The organism is Akkermansia sp. UNK.MGS-1 (assembly GCF_000980515.1).
Taxonomy (GTDB): Bacteria; Verrucomicrobiota; Verrucomicrobiia; order Verrucomicrobiales; family Akkermansiaceae; genus Akkermansia; species Akkermansia muciniphila.
In genome coordinates this window covers 25,001-44,549 of the sequence record NZ_LBCB01000040.1, presented here as the reverse complement: position 1 = coordinate 44,549, position 19,549 = coordinate 25,001, and the positions used below count along the sequence as shown (strand labels likewise).

At 55.4% G+C, this 19,549-nt stretch carries 21 protein-coding genes; 18 read left to right on the top strand and 3 right to left on the bottom strand.

From position 1 onward, the window contains the following. The first annotated feature begins 40 nt into the window (after nt 1–40). The 18 genes from WW58_RS13665 to rplN all read left to right on the top strand — a co-directional run bounded on the left by WW58_RS13665 (nt 41) and on the right by rplN (nt 12,081). Nucleotides 41–472: an acyl-CoA thioesterase gene (locus WW58_RS13665; RefSeq protein ID WP_065529601.1), complete on the top strand. Its 432-nt coding sequence runs from the start codon at nt 41–43 to the stop codon at nt 470–472. Nucleotides 473–477: 5 nt separating this feature from the next. Beyond that, nucleotides 478–2,022, top strand: a complete 1,545-nt coding sequence (gene gpmI / locus WW58_RS11680; RefSeq protein ID WP_022198350.1) for a 2,3-bisphosphoglycerate-independent phosphoglycerate mutase — start codon at nt 478–480, stop codon at nt 2,020–2,022. A gap of 574 nt (nt 2,023–2,596) precedes the next feature. After that, entirely contained in the window at nt 2,597–2,980 is a 384-nt protein-coding gene (gene rpsL / locus WW58_RS11675) for a 30S ribosomal protein S12 (RefSeq protein ID WP_012419365.1), read from the top strand. Nucleotides 2,981–3,006: 26 nt separating this feature from the next. Continuing rightward, nucleotides 3,007–3,480, top strand: a complete 474-nt coding sequence (rpsG, locus tag WW58_RS11670; protein WP_012419364.1) for a 30S ribosomal protein S7 — start codon at nt 3,007–3,009, stop codon at nt 3,478–3,480. A gap of 63 nt (nt 3,481–3,543) precedes the next feature. Then, complete coding sequence (gene fusA / locus WW58_RS11665) at nt 3,544–5,691, top strand: elongation factor G (RefSeq protein WP_012419363.1); 2,148 nt, start codon at nt 3,544–3,546, stop codon at nt 5,689–5,691. Between the two features lie 37 nt (nt 5,692–5,728). Beyond that, complete coding sequence (gene rpsJ, locus WW58_RS11660) at nt 5,729–6,037, top strand: 30S ribosomal protein S10 (RefSeq protein ID WP_012419362.1); 309 nt, start codon at nt 5,729–5,731, stop codon at nt 6,035–6,037. A 45-nt stretch (nt 6,038–6,082) separates the two neighbouring features. Then, nucleotides 6,083–6,718 (top strand): 50S ribosomal protein L3, encoded by a 636-nt coding sequence (gene rplC, locus WW58_RS11655; RefSeq protein ID WP_022198349.1) that lies wholly within the window; start codon nt 6,083–6,085, stop codon nt 6,716–6,718. A gap of 41 nt (nt 6,719–6,759) precedes the next feature. Beyond that, on the top strand, nt 6,760–7,368 hold the full coding sequence (gene rplD, locus WW58_RS11650) for a 50S ribosomal protein L4 (protein ID WP_012419360.1): 609 nt from the start codon (nt 6,760–6,762) through the stop codon (nt 7,366–7,368). Between the two features lie 6 nt (nt 7,369–7,374). Continuing rightward, complete coding sequence (rplW, locus tag WW58_RS11645) at nt 7,375–7,659, top strand: 50S ribosomal protein L23 (RefSeq protein ID WP_012419359.1); 285 nt, start codon at nt 7,375–7,377, stop codon at nt 7,657–7,659. Nucleotides 7,660–7,685: 26 nt separating this feature from the next. Beyond that, entirely contained in the window at nt 7,686–8,522 is an 837-nt protein-coding gene (gene rplB / locus WW58_RS11640; RefSeq protein WP_012419358.1) for a 50S ribosomal protein L2, read from the top strand. Between the two features lie 35 nt (nt 8,523–8,557). After that, nucleotides 8,558–8,827, top strand: coding sequence for a 30S ribosomal protein S19 (gene rpsS, locus WW58_RS11635; protein ID WP_012419357.1), 270 nt, complete (start codon nt 8,558–8,560; stop codon nt 8,825–8,827). A 20-nt stretch (nt 8,828–8,847) separates the two neighbouring features. Beyond that, entirely contained in the window at nt 8,848–9,558 is a 711-nt protein-coding gene (locus WW58_RS11630) for a hypothetical protein (RefSeq protein WP_012419356.1), read from the top strand. Between the two features lie 38 nt (nt 9,559–9,596). Continuing rightward, nucleotides 9,597–9,935 (top strand): 50S ribosomal protein L22, encoded by a 339-nt coding sequence (rplV, locus tag WW58_RS11625; RefSeq protein WP_012419355.1) that lies wholly within the window; start codon nt 9,597–9,599, stop codon nt 9,933–9,935. A gap of 39 nt (nt 9,936–9,974) precedes the next feature. After that, nucleotides 9,975–10,664, top strand: a complete 690-nt coding sequence (gene rpsC / locus WW58_RS11620; protein ID WP_046437843.1) for a 30S ribosomal protein S3 — start codon at nt 9,975–9,977, stop codon at nt 10,662–10,664. A 52-nt stretch (nt 10,665–10,716) separates the two neighbouring features. Then, a complete protein-coding gene (gene rplP, locus WW58_RS11615) occupies nt 10,717–11,139 on the top strand; it encodes a 50S ribosomal protein L16 (RefSeq protein WP_012419353.1) in 423 nt (140 codons plus the stop codon). 14 nt (nt 11,140–11,153) lie between these two features. After that, nucleotides 11,154–11,357 carry a 50S ribosomal protein L29 gene (rpmC, locus tag WW58_RS11610; protein ID WP_012419352.1) on the top strand — a complete coding sequence of 68 codons (204 nt, stop codon included), beginning with the start codon at nt 11,154–11,156 and terminating at the stop codon, nt 11,355–11,357. A gap of 48 nt (nt 11,358–11,405) precedes the next feature. Beyond that, nucleotides 11,406–11,678, top strand: a complete 273-nt coding sequence (rpsQ, locus tag WW58_RS11605; protein WP_012419351.1) for a 30S ribosomal protein S17 — start codon at nt 11,406–11,408, stop codon at nt 11,676–11,678. 37 nt (nt 11,679–11,715) lie between these two features. After that, nucleotides 11,716–12,081 (top strand): 50S ribosomal protein L14, encoded by a 366-nt coding sequence (rplN, locus tag WW58_RS11600; protein WP_012419350.1) that lies wholly within the window; start codon nt 11,716–11,718, stop codon nt 12,079–12,081. A gap of 611 nt (nt 12,082–12,692) precedes the next feature. Here the strand turns inward: rplN and WW58_RS11595 are convergent. The 3 genes from WW58_RS11595 to galB all read right to left on the bottom strand — a co-directional run bounded on the left by WW58_RS11595 (nt 12,693) and on the right by galB (nt 19,341). Continuing rightward, the gene (locus tag WW58_RS11595) at nt 12,693–13,535 is read right to left on the bottom strand and encodes a DUF4332 domain-containing protein (RefSeq protein ID WP_046437840.1); all 843 of its coding nucleotides are present in this window, start codon (nt 13,533–13,535) and stop codon (nt 12,693–12,695) included. A gap of 18 nt (nt 13,536–13,553) precedes the next feature. Then, nucleotides 13,554–16,226 carry a valine--tRNA ligase gene (locus WW58_RS11590; RefSeq protein ID WP_046437838.1) on the bottom strand — a complete coding sequence of 891 codons (2,673 nt, stop codon included), beginning with the start codon at nt 16,224–16,226 and terminating at the stop codon, nt 13,554–13,556. A 154-nt stretch (nt 16,227–16,380) separates the two neighbouring features. Further along, nucleotides 16,381–19,341, bottom strand: a complete 2,961-nt coding sequence (galB, locus tag WW58_RS11585; RefSeq protein ID WP_046437836.1) for a beta-galactosidase GalB — start codon at nt 19,339–19,341, stop codon at nt 16,381–16,383. Nucleotides 19,342–19,549: the final 208 nt, after the last annotated feature.

Below are 19,549 nucleotides of genomic sequence, written 5' to 3'. Positions count from 1 at the left end.
CGGCTGGACATGGTTCCGGGGGAGGAGGCAGGATGATGGCATGCCTGAAGATTTTCCCTGCATTCCCTTTGTCAGAACGCGCCAGGTAGCTTTTCATGATACGGATGCTTCCGGGGTGGCCCACTTCTCCCGGCTGCTTTGTTTGGTGGAAGAAGTGGAGCACGAGTACCTGCGTTCCCGGGGGGTGGAGGTTCTTTCCCCAGACTGCGGATGGCCCCGCGTGCATGTGGAGGCAGATTACTCCAGCTCTGCGGGGCTGGGAGATTGGCTGAGCATAGAATTAAGCCTGGGAACGGTGGGAACCAGTTCTCTGGAATGGAAATTTGCCGTATTTCATTCCGAGCGTCCGGTGATGAGGGGAAGATATGTAGTCGTCCGTGTGGGGAAGGGCGGCAAACCTCAGGCAATTCCGGAATCGGAGAGGGAATGCCTGATTTCAGGCTTTTCAAAAGGAGGGGATGCCTGTAAATAAAGCCTATGTCTTCTAAAAAGCCTGTCGTTCTTGTTATTCGCGACGGCTGGGGCCGCAATCCGTTGGGGCCTGATGTCGCGAAAGAGTACGGTGACGCCACTGTTCTGGCTGATACCCCCTTTACTGATTACCTCCTTGCCAACTATCCCCACAGCCTGCTGGGCGCTTCCGGGGAGGACGTGGGCCTTCCGGACGGCCAGATGGGTAATTCCGAAGTAGGACACTTGAACCTGGGTGCGGGCCGCGTTGTCTTTCAGGACCTCTGCCGGGTGGATAATGCCATCAAAGATGGGTCCATGGGGGAAAACGCCGTGCTGAAGACCGCTTTTTCCCAGGCCGCTTCTTCCCGTCTGCACCTGCTTGGCCTGGTGAGTGACGGCGGCGTGCACAGCCATATCAACCATTTGATCGGCATCGTCAAATATGCTTATGAAGCGGGTGTCCGCGATATTTGCATCCATGCCATTACGGACGGCCGTGACTGCTCGCCAACCAGCGGGGCCGGCTTTATTCGCCAGCTGGAGGAAGCCGTCAGGCCGTACGGCGCCAAAATTGCCACGGTTGTCGGCCGTTTCTATGCGATGGACCGGGATAAGCGCTGGGACCGCAACAAGCTGGCATGGGATGCCATCGTTCTGGGGCGCGGCGAACAGTGCTCCTGCTCCCCTGCCGAATATGTGGAGCAGTGTTATGCGAAGGGGGAGACGGATGAGTTCCTGAAGCCCGGCATTTTTGCCTATGGCAACGAACAGCGCGTGAGGGACAACGATGTGGTGTTCTTCTTTAATTTCCGTGCGGACCGCGCCCGGCAGATGAGCGACGCTTTCCTTTACCCCGAATTTGACGGATTTGACCGTGAAGTAACGCCCAAAGTGCACTATGTGACGTTGACGGAATACGATGCCAAGTATCCCTCTCCCATTGTTTTTGAACAGGAACAGCTGAACAATATTTTCGGGCAGATTGTGTCGGAAGCCGGGAAAACCCAGCTCCGCATAGCGGAAACGGAAAAGTACGCCCACGTTACTTTCTTCTTTAACGGAGGTGTGGAGACCCAGTTCCCCGGAGAAGACCGCATCCTTGTTCCTTCCCCCCGGGAAGTGGCTACTTATGACCTGAAGCCCCAGATGAGCGCGGCGGAAGTGGCGGATAAATTTGTGGACGCTGTGGACAAGTATGATGTGGTAATCATGAATTTCGCCAATGGGGACATGGTTGGCCATACCGGATTTGTGGAAGCCGGCATCGCCGCCTGCGAAGCAGTGGACAGCGCCTTGGAAAAATGTGTGAAGAAGGTGTTGGAACTTGGCGGCAAGCTGCTTATTACGGCGGATCATGGCAATGCCGAACACATGCGCAATGAGGATGGTTCTCCGAATACAGCCCACACGACCAACCTTGTGGATCTCATTTACGTGGCGGACGACAAGGATCAGGTAACTCTCTCCGATGGCATTCTGGCGGATGTCGCTCCCACGCTGCTGAGCCTGATGGGGTTGAAACAGCCTGCCGAAATGTCCGGACATTCCCTGGTGACCCCTGGGAAATAGCGGGCTGCTGAGTTCATTGATGAAATCCGTTTCCGGATGCGTTCCGGAAACGGATTTTTCTATGTCATGCTTTCCGGACGGGGCAAAATGGGAAAGCAGGCAGGTTAACAATAAATAATAGACCAGCTGCCGTTTTTATGAAAAAATTTTTCGTGAATTCTGATGGAAAGCTTGTTTTTTGTGTCTCTTCGGCACTTCATGCATTTTTTTCTGCGGTAACATACCGGACATGAAGAAATGGTTTTTTTGCCTGTGAAGAAGATTTTTTGTTTCATCCTCCATAGGTGGAGAACTGCTGGACGGGGAGGAAAAGAGATCCCGGGAGCCCGAAATGGAGTTTTAAAAGGAGCGGGGAAAATGGAACGGATAAAATATTTAGGAAAAGATGAATAAAAGACTTGTCATGATATAAAATCACGTTATATTGGCCGTCCCCAAACGTGCCGAAAGGCACAAGAAATACGTTTTCTATCGGGTTTGCCTCCGGAAAAAAGGCGCGCTTCCTGCTTATAAAAAGGAATGTTCGCCTTGAATATCGGATCAGACCGACGAACCACAACCAAAGCAGGAAAACATGCCGACCATTAATCAGCTCGTCCGCAAGGGACGTATTACTCCGGAAGAGAAGTCCAAATCACGCGCTCTTCATAGCTGCCCGCAACGCCGCGGTGTTTGTCTCCAGGTGATGACCCGTACGCCCAAAAAGCCGAACTCGGCTCTTCGTAAAGTGGCTAAAGTCCGTCTTACCAATGGTGAAGAAGTGATCGCCTACATTGGCGGCGAAGGTCATAACCTTCAGGAACACTCCATCGTGCTTGTTCGCGGCGGTCGTGTGAAGGACTTGCCGGGTGTTCGCTACCATATCGTCCGCGGCGCTCTTGACTGCCTCGGTGTCGACAAGCGCCGCCAGGGCCGCTCCAAGTATGGCGCCAAGCGTCCGAAGGCTGCTGCCAAGTAAACCAAACATCTTACCTACTATATATTATGGCTCGCCGTAAACGCGTTTATAGAAAAATCGAACGTCGTGACCCTCGTTACGACAGCGCTCTTGTTGGCAAACTGATCAGCAAGGTTATGCTGGATGGCAAGCGCTCCCTTGCGGAACGCATTGTTTATGCCGCTATTGACATGGCTAACGAAGGCACGGACAGCATTGATCCTCTGGAAGTAATCACCCGCGCTATTGAAAATGCCAAACCCCGTGTGGAAGTAAAGAGCCGCCGCGTCGGTGGCGCTACTTACCAGGTCCCGCTTGAAGTGGATCCGGCCCGTTCCGAATCCCTGGCCATGCGCTGGATTGTGAACTACGCCCGCAACCGCAAGGGTGTGCCGATGCACAAGGCTCTCGCCAACGAAATCAAGGAAGCCGCCAACAATCAGGGTTCTTCCGTTCGCAAGCGCGACGACGTTCATAAAATGGCTCAGGCCAACCGCGCCTTTGCCCATTTCCGCTGGTAATTCCTTCTGCGACTGTCAGCCGAATCATTCACTTTCGATCACTACAGATACTTTCCAGACACTATGTCCGATCACGTAAATAATCCCAATCGCAAGGCTCCCCTTGAGCGTTACCGCAATATCGGTATTTCCGCTCACATTGACGCCGGCAAAACCACGTTGTCCGAGCGTATTCTTTTCTACACCGGCATGATTCACAAGATTGGTGAAACCCACGACGGTTCCACCACGACCGACTGGATGGAGCAGGAACGCGAACGCGGTATCACCATTACCTCCGCTGCTGTCACCACCAACTGGAAGCAGGTGAAGAATGAAGGTATCAGCAAAGTGTTCGAAGGCGAAAATTTCCAGCTGAACATCATCGACACTCCCGGACACGTTGACTTCACCGCTGAAGTGGAACGTTCCCTTCGTGTGCTTGACGGCGCCATCGTGGTGTTCTGCGGCGTGGCAGGCGTGCAGCCCCAGACGGAAACCGTGTGGCGCCAGGCCACCAAGTACAGCGTGCCCCGCATGTGCTTTGTCAACAAGATGGACCGTACCGGCGCCAACTTCAACAACGTGCTGGACGATATCCACAACAAGCTGGGCGCGAATGCCGCTGCCATTCTGATCCCCATCGGCGCTGAAGACCAGCTCCGCGGCCAGATTGACGTGGTGAACCAGAAGGCCGTTATTTACGCCGACAACGACCGCTTGGGCTCCACCTACACGATTGAGGATATTCCCGCCGAACTCAAGGAAGAAGCCGAACTGGCCTACCATGAACTCGTGAGCCGTGTGGCTGACGTGGACGATGAGCTTGCTGAAAAGGTGCTCATGGAAGAACCCTTCACGCCCAAAGAGCTTAAGGAAGCTATCCGCCGCGCCACCATCGCCAACAAATTTGTGCCTGTTGCCGGTGGCTCCGCTTTCAAGAACAAAGGCGTTCAGTTCCTGCTTGACGCCGTGGTGGATTACCTCCCCTCCCCGGTAGAAACCGTTCCCGCCCACGCGGAAAGCACGCTGGATCCGGAAAAGACCTTCGAAATCACCGCTACGGACGATGCCAAGCCCATGGTGCTGGCGTTCAAGCTCTGGGCTGACAAATTCGTCGGCAAGCTGGTGTTCATCCGCGTGTACTCCGGTGTTCTCAAGAAGGGTGACACCGTGTACAATCCCCGCACCCGCAAGACGGAACGCGTGGGCCGCATCATTCAGATTCAGGCTGACCAGCATACGGATATTGATGCCGTGTACTCCGGTGACATTGCCGCCATCGTGGGGCTGCGCAACGTGACCACGGGCGACACCATCACCAGCCCGGACAATGATATCTGCCTGGAACCCCCCACCTTCCCGGAAACCGTTATTTCCATGGCGGTAGAGCCCAAGACCAAGGCTGACCAGGAAAAAATGTCCAATGCTCTGGGCCGTCTGTCTGAAGAAGACCCGACTTTCCGGGTGAAGACTGATGAAGAAACCGGCCAGACCCTGATTTCCGGCATGGGTGAGCTTCACCTGGAAATCATTATTGACCGCCTGATGCGCGAATTCAAGGTGGAAGCCGACATCGGCAAGCCCCAGATTGCCTATCGCGAAACCATTACTGCCCCTGCCCATGGCGACGGCAAACTGGTCAAGCAGTCCGGCGGCCGCGGCCAGTACGGCCACGTGGTCATCGATGTGAAGCCGAACGAACGTGGCAAGGGGCTTACCATTGAAAACAAGATCGTAGGCGGCGCCATTCCCAAGGAATACATGAACGCCGTTTATGCCGGTCTTAATGAAGCCATGACCACGGGCGTCGTCGCCGGTTATCCGGTGGTGGACGTGCACGTTGAAGTGGTGGACGGTTCCTACCACGAAGTGGACTCCAATGAAAACGCTTTCAAGATGGCTGCCATCTTCGCCATGAAGGACGCTTTCAAGAAAGCCAAGCCGATCATGCTGGAACCCATCATGTCCGTTGAAGCTTCCACCCCGACCGATTACCAGGGCGACATCATGGGCGACCTGAACCGCCGCCGCGGCCAGATCAGCAACATGGAAAACAAGGCCAACGCCTGCATTTTGAAGGCTATGGTCCCCTTGTCCGAAATGTTCGGTTATTCCACCGCCATCCGAACCCTTTCCAGTGGCCGCGCTTCCTATTCCATGGAGCCCTCCCACTTTGAACAGGTGCCCCAGAACCTCGTTGACCAGATTGTCAGCGAGAAGGCTAAATAAACAAACCTTTGAAGTATAACCAATAGACCGCACGTCCATGCAAAGTCCAAAAATCCGCATTCGACTCCGCGCATTTGACTACCGCGCTATCGACCGCTCCTCCCAGGAGATCGTTGAAACCGCCAAGCGCACCGGAGCCAAAGTTCACGGCCCGATTCCGTTGCCGACCCGCATTGAAAAGTTTTCTGTGAACCGCTCCGTTCACGTCAACAAAAAATCGGCCGAACAGTTTGAAATCCGCACCCACAAGCGTCTGCTCGACATCGTTGATCCGACCGCGCGCACGATTGATGAGCTCAAGAAGCTTAATCTTCCGGCCGGGGTGGACATCACGATCCGCATCTAGTTTGGTACCCGGATAAGTAATTAAAAAACAGAAAGACACACTACAATGGCTCTAGGACTTATCGGAAAAAAGGTCGGTATGACCCGCCTGTTTGACCAGGAATCCGGCGCTATGGTGCCCGTGACCGTCATTGACGTCAAAGGCAACACCTTCGCTCAGATTAAAACGGAAGAAAAGGACGGCTACAATGCTATCCAGGTCGCCTTTGATGCGCAGAAGGAAAGTCGCGTGGCCAAGCCTCAGGCCGGCCACTTCAAGAAACTGGGCATCCAGCCCACCAAACTCCTCAAGGAATTCCGCGTAGAAGCGTCTGAATTGCCTGCTGAAGGCGCTGAAGATCCCGGCGTGGATCTCTTTTCCGCCGGACAGTGGGTCGATGTGATCGGCACTTCCAAAGGCAAGGGGTTCCAGGGCGCGATGCGCCGCCACAACTTCCACGGTTCTCCCGCCGCCCACGGCTCCATGATGCACCGCCGTACCGGCGGCGTAGGCGGCTGTTCCACCCCCGGCCGCGTCTGGAAGAACCAGAAGATGCCCGGACAGATGGGCAATGCCAAGCGCACGGTGCAGAACCTGAAGGTCGTCGCCGTTCGTCCGGAAGATAATGTCATCCTTATCTCCGGTGCTGTGCCCGGCGCGCGCGGTTCCTACCTCGTGATTCGCCCCGCCAAGAAGAAGTAAGGCTTTAGTTAACCTCACATTGATTATAGGAAAACCTATCTATGTCCGCAAATACCTTTACATTAGAAGCCGCCGCCGCCGCCAACATCCAGGTTGTAGGCAGTGACAAGGGCTCCCAGGCTGTGCATGACCTGATCGTGGCTTACCAGGCGAACCGCCGCACCGGTTCCGCCAATTCCAAGACCCGCGCAGAAGTCAGCGGCAATAACAAAAAGATCTTCCGCCAGAAGGGCACCGGTAATGCCCGTCACGGCGATAAGCGCGCTCCCATCTTTGTGGGCGGCGGCGTGGTCTTCGGTCCCCGCCCCTGCGACTACAGCAAGAAGGTGAACAAGAGCACCCGACGCCTGGCTCTGCGCCGCGTACTGGGTGACCTGATTGCCGCTTCCAAGGTCAGCACCGTTTCCGAATTTTCCGTGGCTGACGGCAAGACCAAATCTTTCATCAAAGCCGTCAAAGACCTGACGGATGCCAAGAAGGTGCTCATTGTGGCAGCTTCCTTTGACGAAACCACCTACCGTGCCGCCCGCAACGTTCAGGAAGTTCTCCTGATGACCGCTGCGGAAGTGAACATTGAACAGCTCATGAATGCTGATGCAGTGATCCTCGTTGACAACGCTTTAGAAACCCTCGCCAGCCGTACTGCTTAAGAAGCCATGAAAGACATTTACCAAGTCATCAAGAAGGTGCGCATCAGCGAAAAGGCCACCATGCTCCAGGAAACTACCGGCGAGCTGGTCTTCGAAGTTGATCGTGACGCCAACAAAATCGAAATCAAGAAGGCTGTCGAAGTTGCTTTCGGCAAGAAGGTCGCATCCGTGCGTACCGCCAACTATGACGGCAAGCTCAAGCGCCAGCGCCGCTCTGATGCAGGTCGCACCGCTCATTGGAAAAAGGCTTACGTCAAGCTTGCCAACGGTGAAACCCTTGACCTCGTTTAAAGCCCCTATTAGGAAGGAAAGCTATCATGTCCCTCAAGTCATTCAAGCCAGTTACTCCCTCTAACCGTTACAAGGTGTGGCCGTCCTTTGACGAAATCACCACCTCTACCCCGGAAAAGAGTCTCTGCAGACCCCTCAAGAAATCCGGCGGCCGCAATAATAATGGCCGCATCACCACCCGCCACATTGGCGGTGGCCATAAGCGCAAATATCGCCTGGTGGACTTCAAACGCAACAAGTTTGACGTGCCCGCTACTGTCCTTACTATCGAATACGATCCCAACCGTACCTGCCGCATTGCTCTGATTGAGTACAAGGATGGTGAAAAATCCTACATTCTGGCCCCCACGGGGCTGCAGGTGGGCATGAAGGTGGAAAGCGGCCAGAAGGTTGCTCCCAAGGTAGGCAATGCCATGCCCTTGAAAAACGTTCCTCTGGGTACTTCCGTTCACAACATTGAAATTCGTCCGGGTTCCGGCGGCAAGGTAGCCCGCGCTGCCGGCCAGCAGGCCATCGTTTCCAACCGTGAAGCGGGTTACGCGCTGATCAAGATGCCTTCCGGTGAAATCCGCCGTTTCAATGAAGATTGCTACTGCACGATCGGCCAGGTAGGCAATACCCAGCACATGAACGAAATGTCCGGCAAGGCCGGCCGTACCCGCTGGATGGGCGTTCGTCCTACCGTGCGCGGTATGACGATGAACCCCGTCGACCACCCGAACGGTGGCGGTGAAGGCAAGTCCAAGTCCGGTGGCGGTCGCCAGCACCTCAAATCTCCGTGGGGCCACGTCAAGGGCCAGAAGACCCGCCGTCTCCGCAAGCCCAGCGACTCCGTCATCGTACAGCGCCGCAATGCCAAGTAATCAATATATTATAACTTTAACTAGGATTATATAACATGGGACGTTCTCTCAAAAAAGGCCCTTTTGTCAGCCAAAAGCTTCTCGCCAAGATCGACGCTCAGCTTGAATCCGGCGACCGCAAGCCGATCAAGACCTGGAGCCGCGCATCCATGATTACGCCTGACTTCGTCGGCCTGACTTTCCTGGTGCACGCTGGCAAGAACTTTGCCACCGTGTACGTCACGGAAAACATGGTAGGCCACAAGCTTGGTGAATTTGCCCCGACTCGTGTCTTCAAACAGCACGGCGGTATCGGTAAGAAGTAATCAGTAAGTTAACAATCAACATGTCGAATTCTTCTTCCATCCTTGCATACTCTCTTACCACCTTGGTAGGGCTGGGCGGGGCGTTGCAGGGAGCGGAAGAGGATACGGCGGCACTGACGCGCAGAATCGAGCGCCTCGAAAAGCAGAATGCGGCCCTCAAGGCATCCTATGTCCAGGCCCGCAGCGACGCCGACAAGGCGGCCGCACAGCTGGTGGACATCCGTTCCAGGCTGGAAGCTTTGGGGGGCGCTGCGCTAGGTAACAGCGAGGAACGCCTGATTCAGGCGATGGCGGACATCGAAGCTTTTAATGACCGCGTCCAGCGGTTGGAGCAGGCATCCGTCAAGCTCTCCGGAGCCATCCTTGCCTACATGAAACAAGCCATATCCGAAGATGCGAACGCCAGGACGGCTGTGGAGAGTTCTCTGCGCCTGCTGGAATCCGTTCTGGGATACAGGCAACAGCCCGTGCGAGATGGCGCGGGAACCCTGGCGGAAGCCAAGGTGCTCAGCATTGATTCCGAATCCGGAGTGGTGGTGCTGAATACCGGCAGAACGGCAGGAATGCAAGTCGGGATGCCGGTTCGGTTAACCCGGGGAGCTCAAACCATCGGAGAAGCCGTAGTCACGGACGTCCGCAAGGAAGTATGTGGCGCGCTTGTTCAGAAACTTGAGACGCCAGCCGATCCGGTGCGCGTCGGAGATTCTGCCTCAGTAAAAACCAACGACTAAATCATCTTCATAATAACCTGCACTACGAGGAAAAACCCATGGAAGTGAAAGCTGTTTACAAATACGCCCGCATCTCCGCCAAGAAGATGCGCGATGTTGCTCAAGAAATCCAAGGCTTGTCCGTCTCCCAGGCGACCGACATCCTGTCCTACACCCCCAAGAAAGGTGCCTACCTGCTGAATAAGACGCTCAAGTCCGCGTTGGCCAACGCCGAGAATAATGCGGAACTGTCCGTTGATACGCTGGTGGTCAAGTCCGTCATGGTCGATGAAGGGCCCACGATGCGCCGCACGATGCCCCGCGCCCGCGGATCCGCCAACATGATCCGCAAGCGTACATCCCATATCACCGTTATCCTGGCCGATCAAGAAGGCTAGGCCATACCAATCTAACACACATATAGCTGAACTAATATCATGGGTCAGAAAGTAAATCCAATCGGGTTCCGCCTCGCCGTCAACAAGGACTGGCGCTCCAAGTGGTACGCCACGGGCCAGGATTACGCCACCAAGCTGCATGAAGACTTGGTGATGCGCAAGTACATCAAGGAACAGTTGATGTCCGCCGCCGTTTCCAGCATCGTGATTGAGCGTGCCTGGAACAGTGTCCGCATCACCGTCCACACTGCCCGCCCGGGGCTTGTCATTGGCCGCAAGGGTGAGGAAATTGAAAAGATCCGCCAGTACCTCCAGAGCCTGTGCGGCGCTTCCACCCAGGTCAACATTGACATTGTGGAAATCCGTTCCCCTGAAACGGACGCCCAGCTTATTGCAGAAAACGTGGCCGTCCAGCTGGAACGCCGCGTTTCCTTCCGCCGCGCCATGAAGCGCGCCGTGCAGGTTGCCATGGAACGCGGGGCCGACGGCATCCGCATCCGCTGCGCCGGCCGTCTTGGCGGGGCTGACATTGCCCGTGCCGAATGGTACCGCGAAGGCAAGGTGCCGTTGCAAACGCTCCGCACTCCGATTGACTACGGCTTTGCCGAAGCCCGTACCCTGTACGGCATCATCGGTGTGAAGTGCTGGGTCAACAAGCGCGATGAAGTCGTCTCCCAGCAGAATTCCCGTCCGTCCGGCCCTCGCGGACCCCGTCGTCCGCGCGCCTAAGAAAGCCGCTACCACATTTGTTCATCACACTTAACACAAGGAGGAATAAGATATGCCTTTAATGCCCAAGAGAGTGAAGCACCGCAAGATGCACCGCGGCAGCCGTTCCGGCAATGCCACCAGCGGTACCTATGTTGCTTTTGGTGACTTCGGCCTTCAGGTGCTCGACCGCGGTTGGATCACCAACAACCAGATTGAAGCCTGCCGTATTGCGATCAACCGTTACCTGAAACGTAAAGGTAAGGTGTTCATCCGCATTTTCCCGCAGAAATCCTTTACGTCCCGTCCCCCGGATACTCGTATGGGTAAGGGTAAGGGCGCCGTGGAAGGCTGGGTAGCCGTGGTTCGCCCCGGCAACATTCTGTTTGAAGTAGGCGGCGTGACCGAATCCCAGGCGCGTGAAGCCCTTCGACTGGCTTCCAACAAGCTGGGCGTATCAACCCGCTTCGTCTATCGTCAAGGCGTTCAACACTAAAGCTACTCATCACCATGTCCGATAAGAACTCCGCCAAAGAACTTCGTGCTATGTCCGCCAAGGAGCTTTCCGCTCTGGTGCGCAGCCTTCGTGAAGAACTTTTCAATCTCCGCCTCCAGCAGGCCACCGGCCAGTTGGAAAACAACCAGAGAATCCGCACCGTCCGCAAGGACCTTGCCCGCGCCCTTACCATTAAGGGTGAAACCGGGGAGGTTTAATTGAGGATTTCCGGTAATTACAGAATATTCTAACACTTTTAGAATCCAATGTCCGAACAAACCGAAACAACCAAGAAGCCCGGCCTTCGCAAGACGCGCGTCGGCGTGGTGACTTCCACCAAGATGGACAAGACCATCGTTGTGGAATACGTTGCCCGCGTTCCGCACCCCAAGTTCAAGAAGATCGTCAAGAAGAGCAAGAAGTTCTATGCCCATGACGAAAATTCCACGGCCAAGGTAGGCGATAAGGTACGTATCGTTGAAACCCGCCCGCTTTCCAAGCTGAAGTGCTGGGAACTGGTGGAAGTGCTTACCCATTAATCAGGAATCAACCATTAAGTAAAGGAGATTTGATACCATGATCCAGATGGAATCCCTAGTCCAGGTAGCCGACAATACCGGCGCCCGCTCCGCCAAGATGATTGGCGTTATCGGCAAGCGCACCCGTCAGGCTCACATTGGCGACATTATTACCTGCCACATCCGCGAATCCATTCCCACCGCTTCCGTGAAGAAAGGAACCGTGGTGAAGGCCGTGGTAGTGCGCACCGCCGCCCCGATTCGCCGTGATGACGGTTCCGTGCTCCGTTTTGACGGCAATGCCGTCGTCATCATCGACAAGGACAACAACCCGCGCGGCACCCGTATTTTCGGGCCGGTCGCTCGTGAACTCCGTGAAAAGAAGTTCATGAAGATTGTTTCCCTTGCTCCGGAAGTGCTCTAACCGAGACGTCTCAGGATTTTGGACGCCATCCTCCGAAAAGGAGGATGGCGTTTTTTATTGTCCCCGTTTTTCTGATAAGTTTTCATTACGGTGTGCTTCCCATATAGGGAGAAGGTTGCCGGAGCGCAGCCCTTGCCTGGCGCAGGAGGCCGGCAAATCCGGAATAGGTTATGAGGGGGGAATTCCGGTTGTTGAAATGTCCGGTTGTTTTTCTGGACTGCCGTTTTCAGGGATATGCTTTTCCATGACGTTGAACGCATGTTTGAGTTGCTAGGATATCCGGAGGAAGGAGGAAACGTATTTATCCGGAAGAGACGGAGAAACGGCCTTCTTGCCGGATTTTTCCGAGCCGGTTTTGAGGCGGTTCCTCATGGTGGCTTTTTATAGAATAAGTTACCGGAAGGGGGCGTTGCCGGGAGCCGTTCCATGAGATACGGAAGCGGGCAGGGGCTTCCTGTCCCGTCAGAGCGTGGGGTTGAAGTGCGGGGAATAGGGGCAGATAATGGAAGGGACGGACAGATGGAGGAACCGCCTTCCGAATGCCAGGTAAGGGGAAGAAAGGAGGCAGGAGGCCGGGATACCGTGAAGCCTGGCGCAGGAATTAAGCTTCGTTAATGCCTGTGCGGTTCGGTACGGGGTTTTCCCAGTTGCTGGGAGGAACCGCAGGCCGGGCAACGGAACCAGCGGAAGAGGAATATATGCAGTGCCGTGGCGAATACGTAGCCGAACAGGGGAATATGGTGGGCCGCCTTATTGCGGGTGTATTTTTTAAAGGAAAAGACATGGGCCCTGCACACGCTGCATTTCCGGGGAAGCGCCAGGGAAAGATAGAGAACCAGCGCCAGAATCCAGGGGCCGAAGCAGAGGCTGATTAACGGCCAGCCTCGTTCTCCATTGAGAAGCACAAGGGTGGTGACCGAAATGGAGAAGAGGATGCAGATGAACAGGAGCAGGACGATAACGGCTCCCATCCATGTCCGGAAGGAGGTCATGTGCTTGATGCCTTTTTTGCGAAGGTAGGTTTTCGGCTCCTTGTGGGTGTGAACATGTTTTGCGGGCTGGTAGCTGTGTTCTTCCTGCAGCCTGGCCTTGGCGGAGAGATGTTTTGGAGGTCCGTCCGTATGGGAACGCCCACGTTCCCTTCTGTTTTCTGAAGAATCAGTAATCGAAGGGTCAACGGGAGTGGCAAGGGGGAGGCCGTCGCCCTCATGGATGGGAAGAAGCTCCGGTTCCGGCGCAGTAGGAGAAGAAAGAGCCTGATTCACCCATTCCCTGAAAACGGGAGCGGAAGGAATTTCCGTCTGCAGTTTCAGCATCCGTTTTGCCTGGTGAAGTTCAGGCAAAACGGTGGAGGGGTCCGCGGAAGCGAATTGTTCAAGAGTACGTATACCCACCGCTTCAAGCAATTCAATGAATTGCTCGCGGCCGGCAAAGTACTTTTGAATATTATTCATTCCCGGAATGATAGATGGTTAGGAAAGGGAATCAAGCATCCCTTTTAACTGGGATTGTTTTGCCTCCCAGTCCGCCAGACGGGCTTTTTCCTGATTCACGACTTCTGCCGGAGCTCTTTCCACAAAGCCCGCATTACCCAGCTTGGCCGCGGATTTGGCGATTTCCCTAGCTATTTTGTCCAGTTCCCTGCCCAGGCGTTCCTTTTCCGCTTCCACGTCAATAAGGCCTTCCAGGGGCAGGAAGAGTTCCCCAAGCGGCGTGAGGGCCGCAGGCGTTCCCTTGGGGGAGGAGTAAGCTGCGTCCCGGATGACGGATTTGGCGTTCGCCAAAATGGCCAGACGGGAGAGGATATCCTGGGGTACGTCGTGGGGAGTTTTCAGGATGAAGCTGACGTTTTTATTGTTGGAAAGGTCGTATTCCGCTTTCAGGTTGCGGGCCTTGTTGGCCGTTTCATAAAGGGCTGCGGCCTGGGTATTCGCCAAGGTGATGCGGCTTTCATCAAGTCCTGCCAGGAGGTTTTCGGCAGAGGGGAGAGGAGTGCGCATGAGCGGCAGGCCGCCGTTGCTTTCCGCAAAGCCCAGGGAGGCCCAGAGTTCTTCCGTGATATGAGGCATGACCGGATGCAGAAGGGCCAGGTAGTGCCTGAGCACCGTGTCCATCGTGGTGAGCGTGGCTGCCCGTGCCGCTGGGTCCGCCCCGTCCTTCAGGTCACCCTTGACGGCTTCCAGGAAGCGGTCGCAGTATTCGTTCCAGAAGAATTGGTACAGGGTTTGGATGAGGGCGTTGAATTCGTAGTCCGCCAGCGCTTTTTCTACATCTGCATGCAGTTGCTTGAGCTTGGAGATAATGGAGATATGTACGGATGAGTAGTGAGGGGCCGTTTCTCCCCTGGCATCTCCCTGCATCAGCCGGAAGCGCGTGGCATTGTACAGCTTGTTGGCAAAGTTGCGGCCTTCGCTGATCTGGTTTTCATCAAAGCGCACGTCCGTTCCTGTGGGGGCGATGCGCATGAGTCCGAAGCGGAGGCCGTCCGCTCCGTAGTTGGCGATCAGGTCCAGAGGATCCGGGGAGTTGCCCAGGGATTTGCTCATTTTACGCCCGATTTTGTCACGGATGATAGACGTGAAAAAGACGTTGCTGAACGGTTTGTCATGCTGGAAACGGTATCCGGCCATAATCATGCGCGCCACCCAGAAGAAGATGATGTCCGGTCCCGTGACAAGATCCGTAGTGGGATAGAATTTGGCGCGGGTTTCCTCATCCATGGTGGAGAAAGGCCACAGCCAGGAGGAGAACCATGTGTCCATTACGTCGTTGTCCTGAATCCAGTTGTCCGGGTCCTGGGGCGGTTCGGTTCCCACGTAGAGGAAGCCCTGTTCCAGTGCGGAGGCGTCCAGCGCCGGGGCGTTCCTGAGTTCTTCCGCCTTGTCTTTGCGGTACCAGACCGGGATGCGATGGCCCCACCAGAGCTGTCGGGAGATGCACCAGTCCTGAATGTTTTCCAGCCAGTGGGCGTAGGTTTTCGCCCAGCGCGCGGGGCGAAAAGTGATATCCCCTCCCGCTACGGCGTCCGCGGCTTCTTTCACGCAGGGGTATTTGAGGAACCACTGCATGGAGAGGCGCGGTTCAATCGGGACATTGGCGCGTTCGGAGAACCCGACTTTGTTATCATAGTCTTCAATGTTGACCATGAGGCCGGAGGCTTCCAGCATTTCCACGGATTTGCGGCGTGCGTCAAAGCGGTCCATGCCGTGGAGTTCGGGCACTTCCGGGCAGTTGATATGACCGTCGGGGGTAAGGATGTCGATAATTTCCAGGTTGAATTTCCGGCCTATTTCAAAGTCGGCCTTATCATGGGCCGGAGTGATTTTCAGAGCGCCCGTGCCGAATTCTATTTCTACATATTCATCTCCGATGATAGGAATGGGGGTGGGATTGAGCGGGCGCATGACGTTTTTCCCGATGAGGTGGGCGTACCGCGGATCCTTCGGGTTGACGGCCACAGCCACGTCCGCCATGATGGTTTCCGGGCGGGTGGTGGCTACATGGAGGGCTCCGGACCCGTCTTCCAGTTTGTAAAGAACGGTGTAGAGCTTGCTTTTCTGCTCAGTCATGATGACTTCTTCATCAGAGAGGGCCGTGAGGGATACAGGGCACCAGTTGACCATGCGGCGGCCCCGGTAGATGAGTCCTTCCTTAAAGAGTTCAATGAAGACCTGTCCAACGGCTTTGGTGTATTCCTCATCCATCGTGAAGCGTTCGCGGTCCCAGTCGCAGGAACAACCCAGCTTATGGAGCTGGTTGATGATGATGCCTCCGTGTTTTTCTTTCCATTCCCAGACTTTTTCCAGGAAGGCTTCACGGCCCAGATCGTGGCGGCTCCGGCCCGTTGTCTGTTTGAGGTCTTTTTCCACCCTTACCTGCGTGGCGATTCCGGCATGGTCTGTTCCGGGCAGCCAGAGGGCTTCGTATCCTTTTTGGCGCGCGCGGCGCACCAGGATGTCCTGAATGGTGTTGTTCAGCACATGGCCCAGATGCAGCACTCCCGTGACGTTGGGGGGAGGGATGACGACAGAGTAGGCAGGCTTTTCAGAAGCCGGGTCAGCCTTGAAACAACCTTCTTCAATCCAGCGGGATTGCCATTTTTCTTCCACCAGGGAGGGATCGTATGCTTTGGGCAGATCAGACATGGGCAAAAGGGTAGCATAAAGTTTTTTTCTTTCAATCCCTACCTGTCCGGGAGAGGGTGGAAAGATGGCTCTTTTTCCCCGGAATAATGTGATGAAAAAGCCGCCGGGTTTCCTGATGGAGCCCGGCGGCTGGAACGGAGTTTTTCCTGTTTTTTTATTTGACCGTCACAGTTGTCTGAGCCGGCTTGAGTCCGTTGGAGATGACTTGGAGCGTCACTTTTCCGGATTCTCCCTTGCGGGAGCGCAGAATGACCTGGGCAAGACCATTGAAGGCCTTGATTTTCATGATTTTCTTGTTTTCCGGATTCGCCATGGTGGTGAAGTCCGTGGGATCACCATTGCAGATGCCGGCGATGTCCGCAGGGCCGCTTACCCTGAAGGTGAGCTGGTTTTTGCTTCGGGGCACCATACGGCCCTGGGCGTCGCGGACGGCTACGGTGACATAAGACAGGTCATAGCCGTCTCCCTTGATTTCATTGCGGTCCGGCTTGAGGGTGAGTGCCGCAGGTTTTCCGGTAGTGGTTACCGTGTCCGTAGCCCAGATTTTACCGTCCTTTTTGGCGACTACTTTGAGGGTGCCGGGCGTGTATTTGACGTCTTCCCACACGAGGCGGTAGCGGTCCTTTTCCCCGGTGCCCTTTTTGCGGACGCCCTGGGATTTCCCATTCAGGAAGAGTTCCGCTTCATCCCCGCTGGTGTAGACATGCACGGGTGTTACCTGCCCCTTGCGTTCCGGCCAGTTCCAGTGCGGCAGGATGTGCGCCATCTTGAGATCCGGCCTCCAGTGGGCTTGGTAGATGTAGAAGCGGTCCTTTTTGAAGCCGCACAGGTCCACGATGCCGAAGTAGGAGCTGCGGGAGGGGGCGCGGTCTCCCAGTTTTTTGAGTTCCGCCATCAGCTTTTCGCGTTCCGGCCCTTCCGGCACGTTCAGGGCGTTGGTGGCGTCCAGATTGTACGGGGTGGGTTCCCCAATGTAGTCAAAGCCCGTCCATACATATTCTCCCGCGCTGTTGGGATTGTCTTCCTGAGCGGCGAATTCCACATCCGGACGGTTGGCCCAGCCGGGGGCGTACAGGTCATAGGAACTGACCTGGTAGAGGTAGAATCCCTTGCCCTTGTTCCAGTCCACGGGGAAGAAGTATTCTCCGCGGGAGCTGACGCAGGAGGCGGTTTCCGCACCATAGAACGGCTGGTGGGGGCGGTCCTTGGCGAAGTCCTTGTAGGCCCAGGGCTTGTAGTTGTAGCCGTAAACATCCAGGGTGTCCCCAAAGCCGTTGCGTGCGGCATTGGCGTTGTTGCAGCCGGAAGTCACTTTGCGCGTGGGGTCTTCCCGGTGGAAAAGATCCGTCAGGGTTTGGGAGATATGGTGCAGATTTTTCATTCCCTGTTCCGGAACTTCATTTCCCGAACTCCATGCAATGACACAGGGGTGGTTGCGGTCCCGGTGGCAGAGGTTAACCACGTCCCGTTCATGCCATTCGTTAAAGGATTCGTTGTTGACGCCTTCTTTGGAGCATTGCCATACGTCGAAAAGTTCGTCAATGACTAGGATGCCCATTTTATCGCACAGGTCCAGCACTTCCGGCGCAGGCGGGTTGTGGGACGTGCGGATGGAGTTGACGCCGAATTCCTTCAGGATTTCAATCTGGCGCTCATAGCCTCGAGTGTGGGCGGCGGAGCCGAGCGGTCCCAGGTCATGGTGCTGGCAAACGCCCTTGAGCTGCACGCGCTCCCCGTTAAGGTAGAATCCCGTGGGTTTCCATTCAACGGTTCTTACGCCGAAGTTGGTGAATTTTTGGTCGATGACTTTGTCTCCCATCCTGACCGTGGTTTTCATCTTATACAGATGGGGAGCGTTTAGGGTCCACAGAGTGGGGTTTTTGAGCGTCAGCGTGCTGGTGATTTTGCCCTTTTCCCCGGCGGGAATTTCTTCCCCTTTGGTGGTTGTGGAGGCTACGATTTTACCTCCGTCCAGGATTTCTTCAGTAACAGTGGGGATGACGGCTTTGTCCGTGGTGTTTTTTACCGTGGTGTCCACTTCCACCTTGGCGGCGGATTTGGTGATTTCCGGAGTTTTGACGAAAACGCCCCAGTGTTCGATGTGCACAGGGTTGGATTCCGTGAGCCACACATGGCGGTAGATGCCGCCGCCCGGATACCAGCGGGAGGTGCTGGGGGGATTGTCCACTCTGACGGCAATGGTATTTTGCTGCCCGAATTTCAGGAAGGGCGTGATGTCCACGCGGAAGGAGCTGTAACCGTATTTCCATTCGCCGGCCAGGTGTCCGTTCACATAAATTTTGGGGCGGGACATAACGCCGTCAAAGTCCAGATAGAATTGGTTGCCCTTGGCGTCCGCCGGGATTTCCAGCGTTTTGCGGTACCAGCCAATGCCGACCCAGGGGAGTTTTCCGGTTCTGTTTTCAATTTCCATCCGGAAGGGGCCTTCCACGCCCCAGTCGTGCGGCAGGTTCAAGGAACGCCAGTTTTTGTCGTTGAAAGAGGGGCTGGAGGGATTGTCCGACTTACTGGTTCCGGCGGCGGCCTGAGGGCGGATAATTTCCCCCTTGTCGTTTTTAAAGGTGATTTCACGGATGCTGGCCCAGTTGCTCTGGTTATTGCCCGTGACGGTGATGCGGAAGTATCGCGGTTTGCCGGTTTTGTTTTCTACCGTGTCTTCCTTGGAGTCGTTTTGCCCGGAAGTTTTGTCTTCAATAGTTGCCCAGCGTTTTCCGTCACCGGAGCCTTCCAGCTTGAAAAGATGGTTGCTTTGTTTTTCCCACAGGATGTTAACGGTTTTTACATCTACGGGGCGTCCCATGTCCACGGTGATTTTTTCTCCGCTTTTGCCACTGGCGGCACACCAGCGGGTGGACTTGTCCCCGTCCACGGCATTGTCCGCCGGATTGCCGGATTCTTCACTGGTGGCAGTGGCGAATCCCATGGCTTTTCCCGGTTCCGGTTGCGTACTGCCATCCGGCATTTTCCCGAAACGGGCGAATTTCCAGTTCCAATCCAGGCTCTCCGTTTTGGTTGCATTCAGAGGCGCCGCCATGAGGCTGGCGATACTGAACGCAGTAATGCAGAGGGTCGTGCGTGTAATATTGGTGAACATATCTGTGATATTACGACTGGAAATCTGCCATCTTGCAAGATTTTTATTCAGCAGGATATGGTTTCTGCCCGGATTACGTCAGCAGGGTTCCACGCGTCAGGCGGGATGACTTGCGGCCGCCGTCCAGTTATGTATGAAGGCGTCTTCCAGAGATATGGGCGAGAGGAAGATGCCCCCGGCAGGAGAAGGAGAGCGGACGGAACGGTTG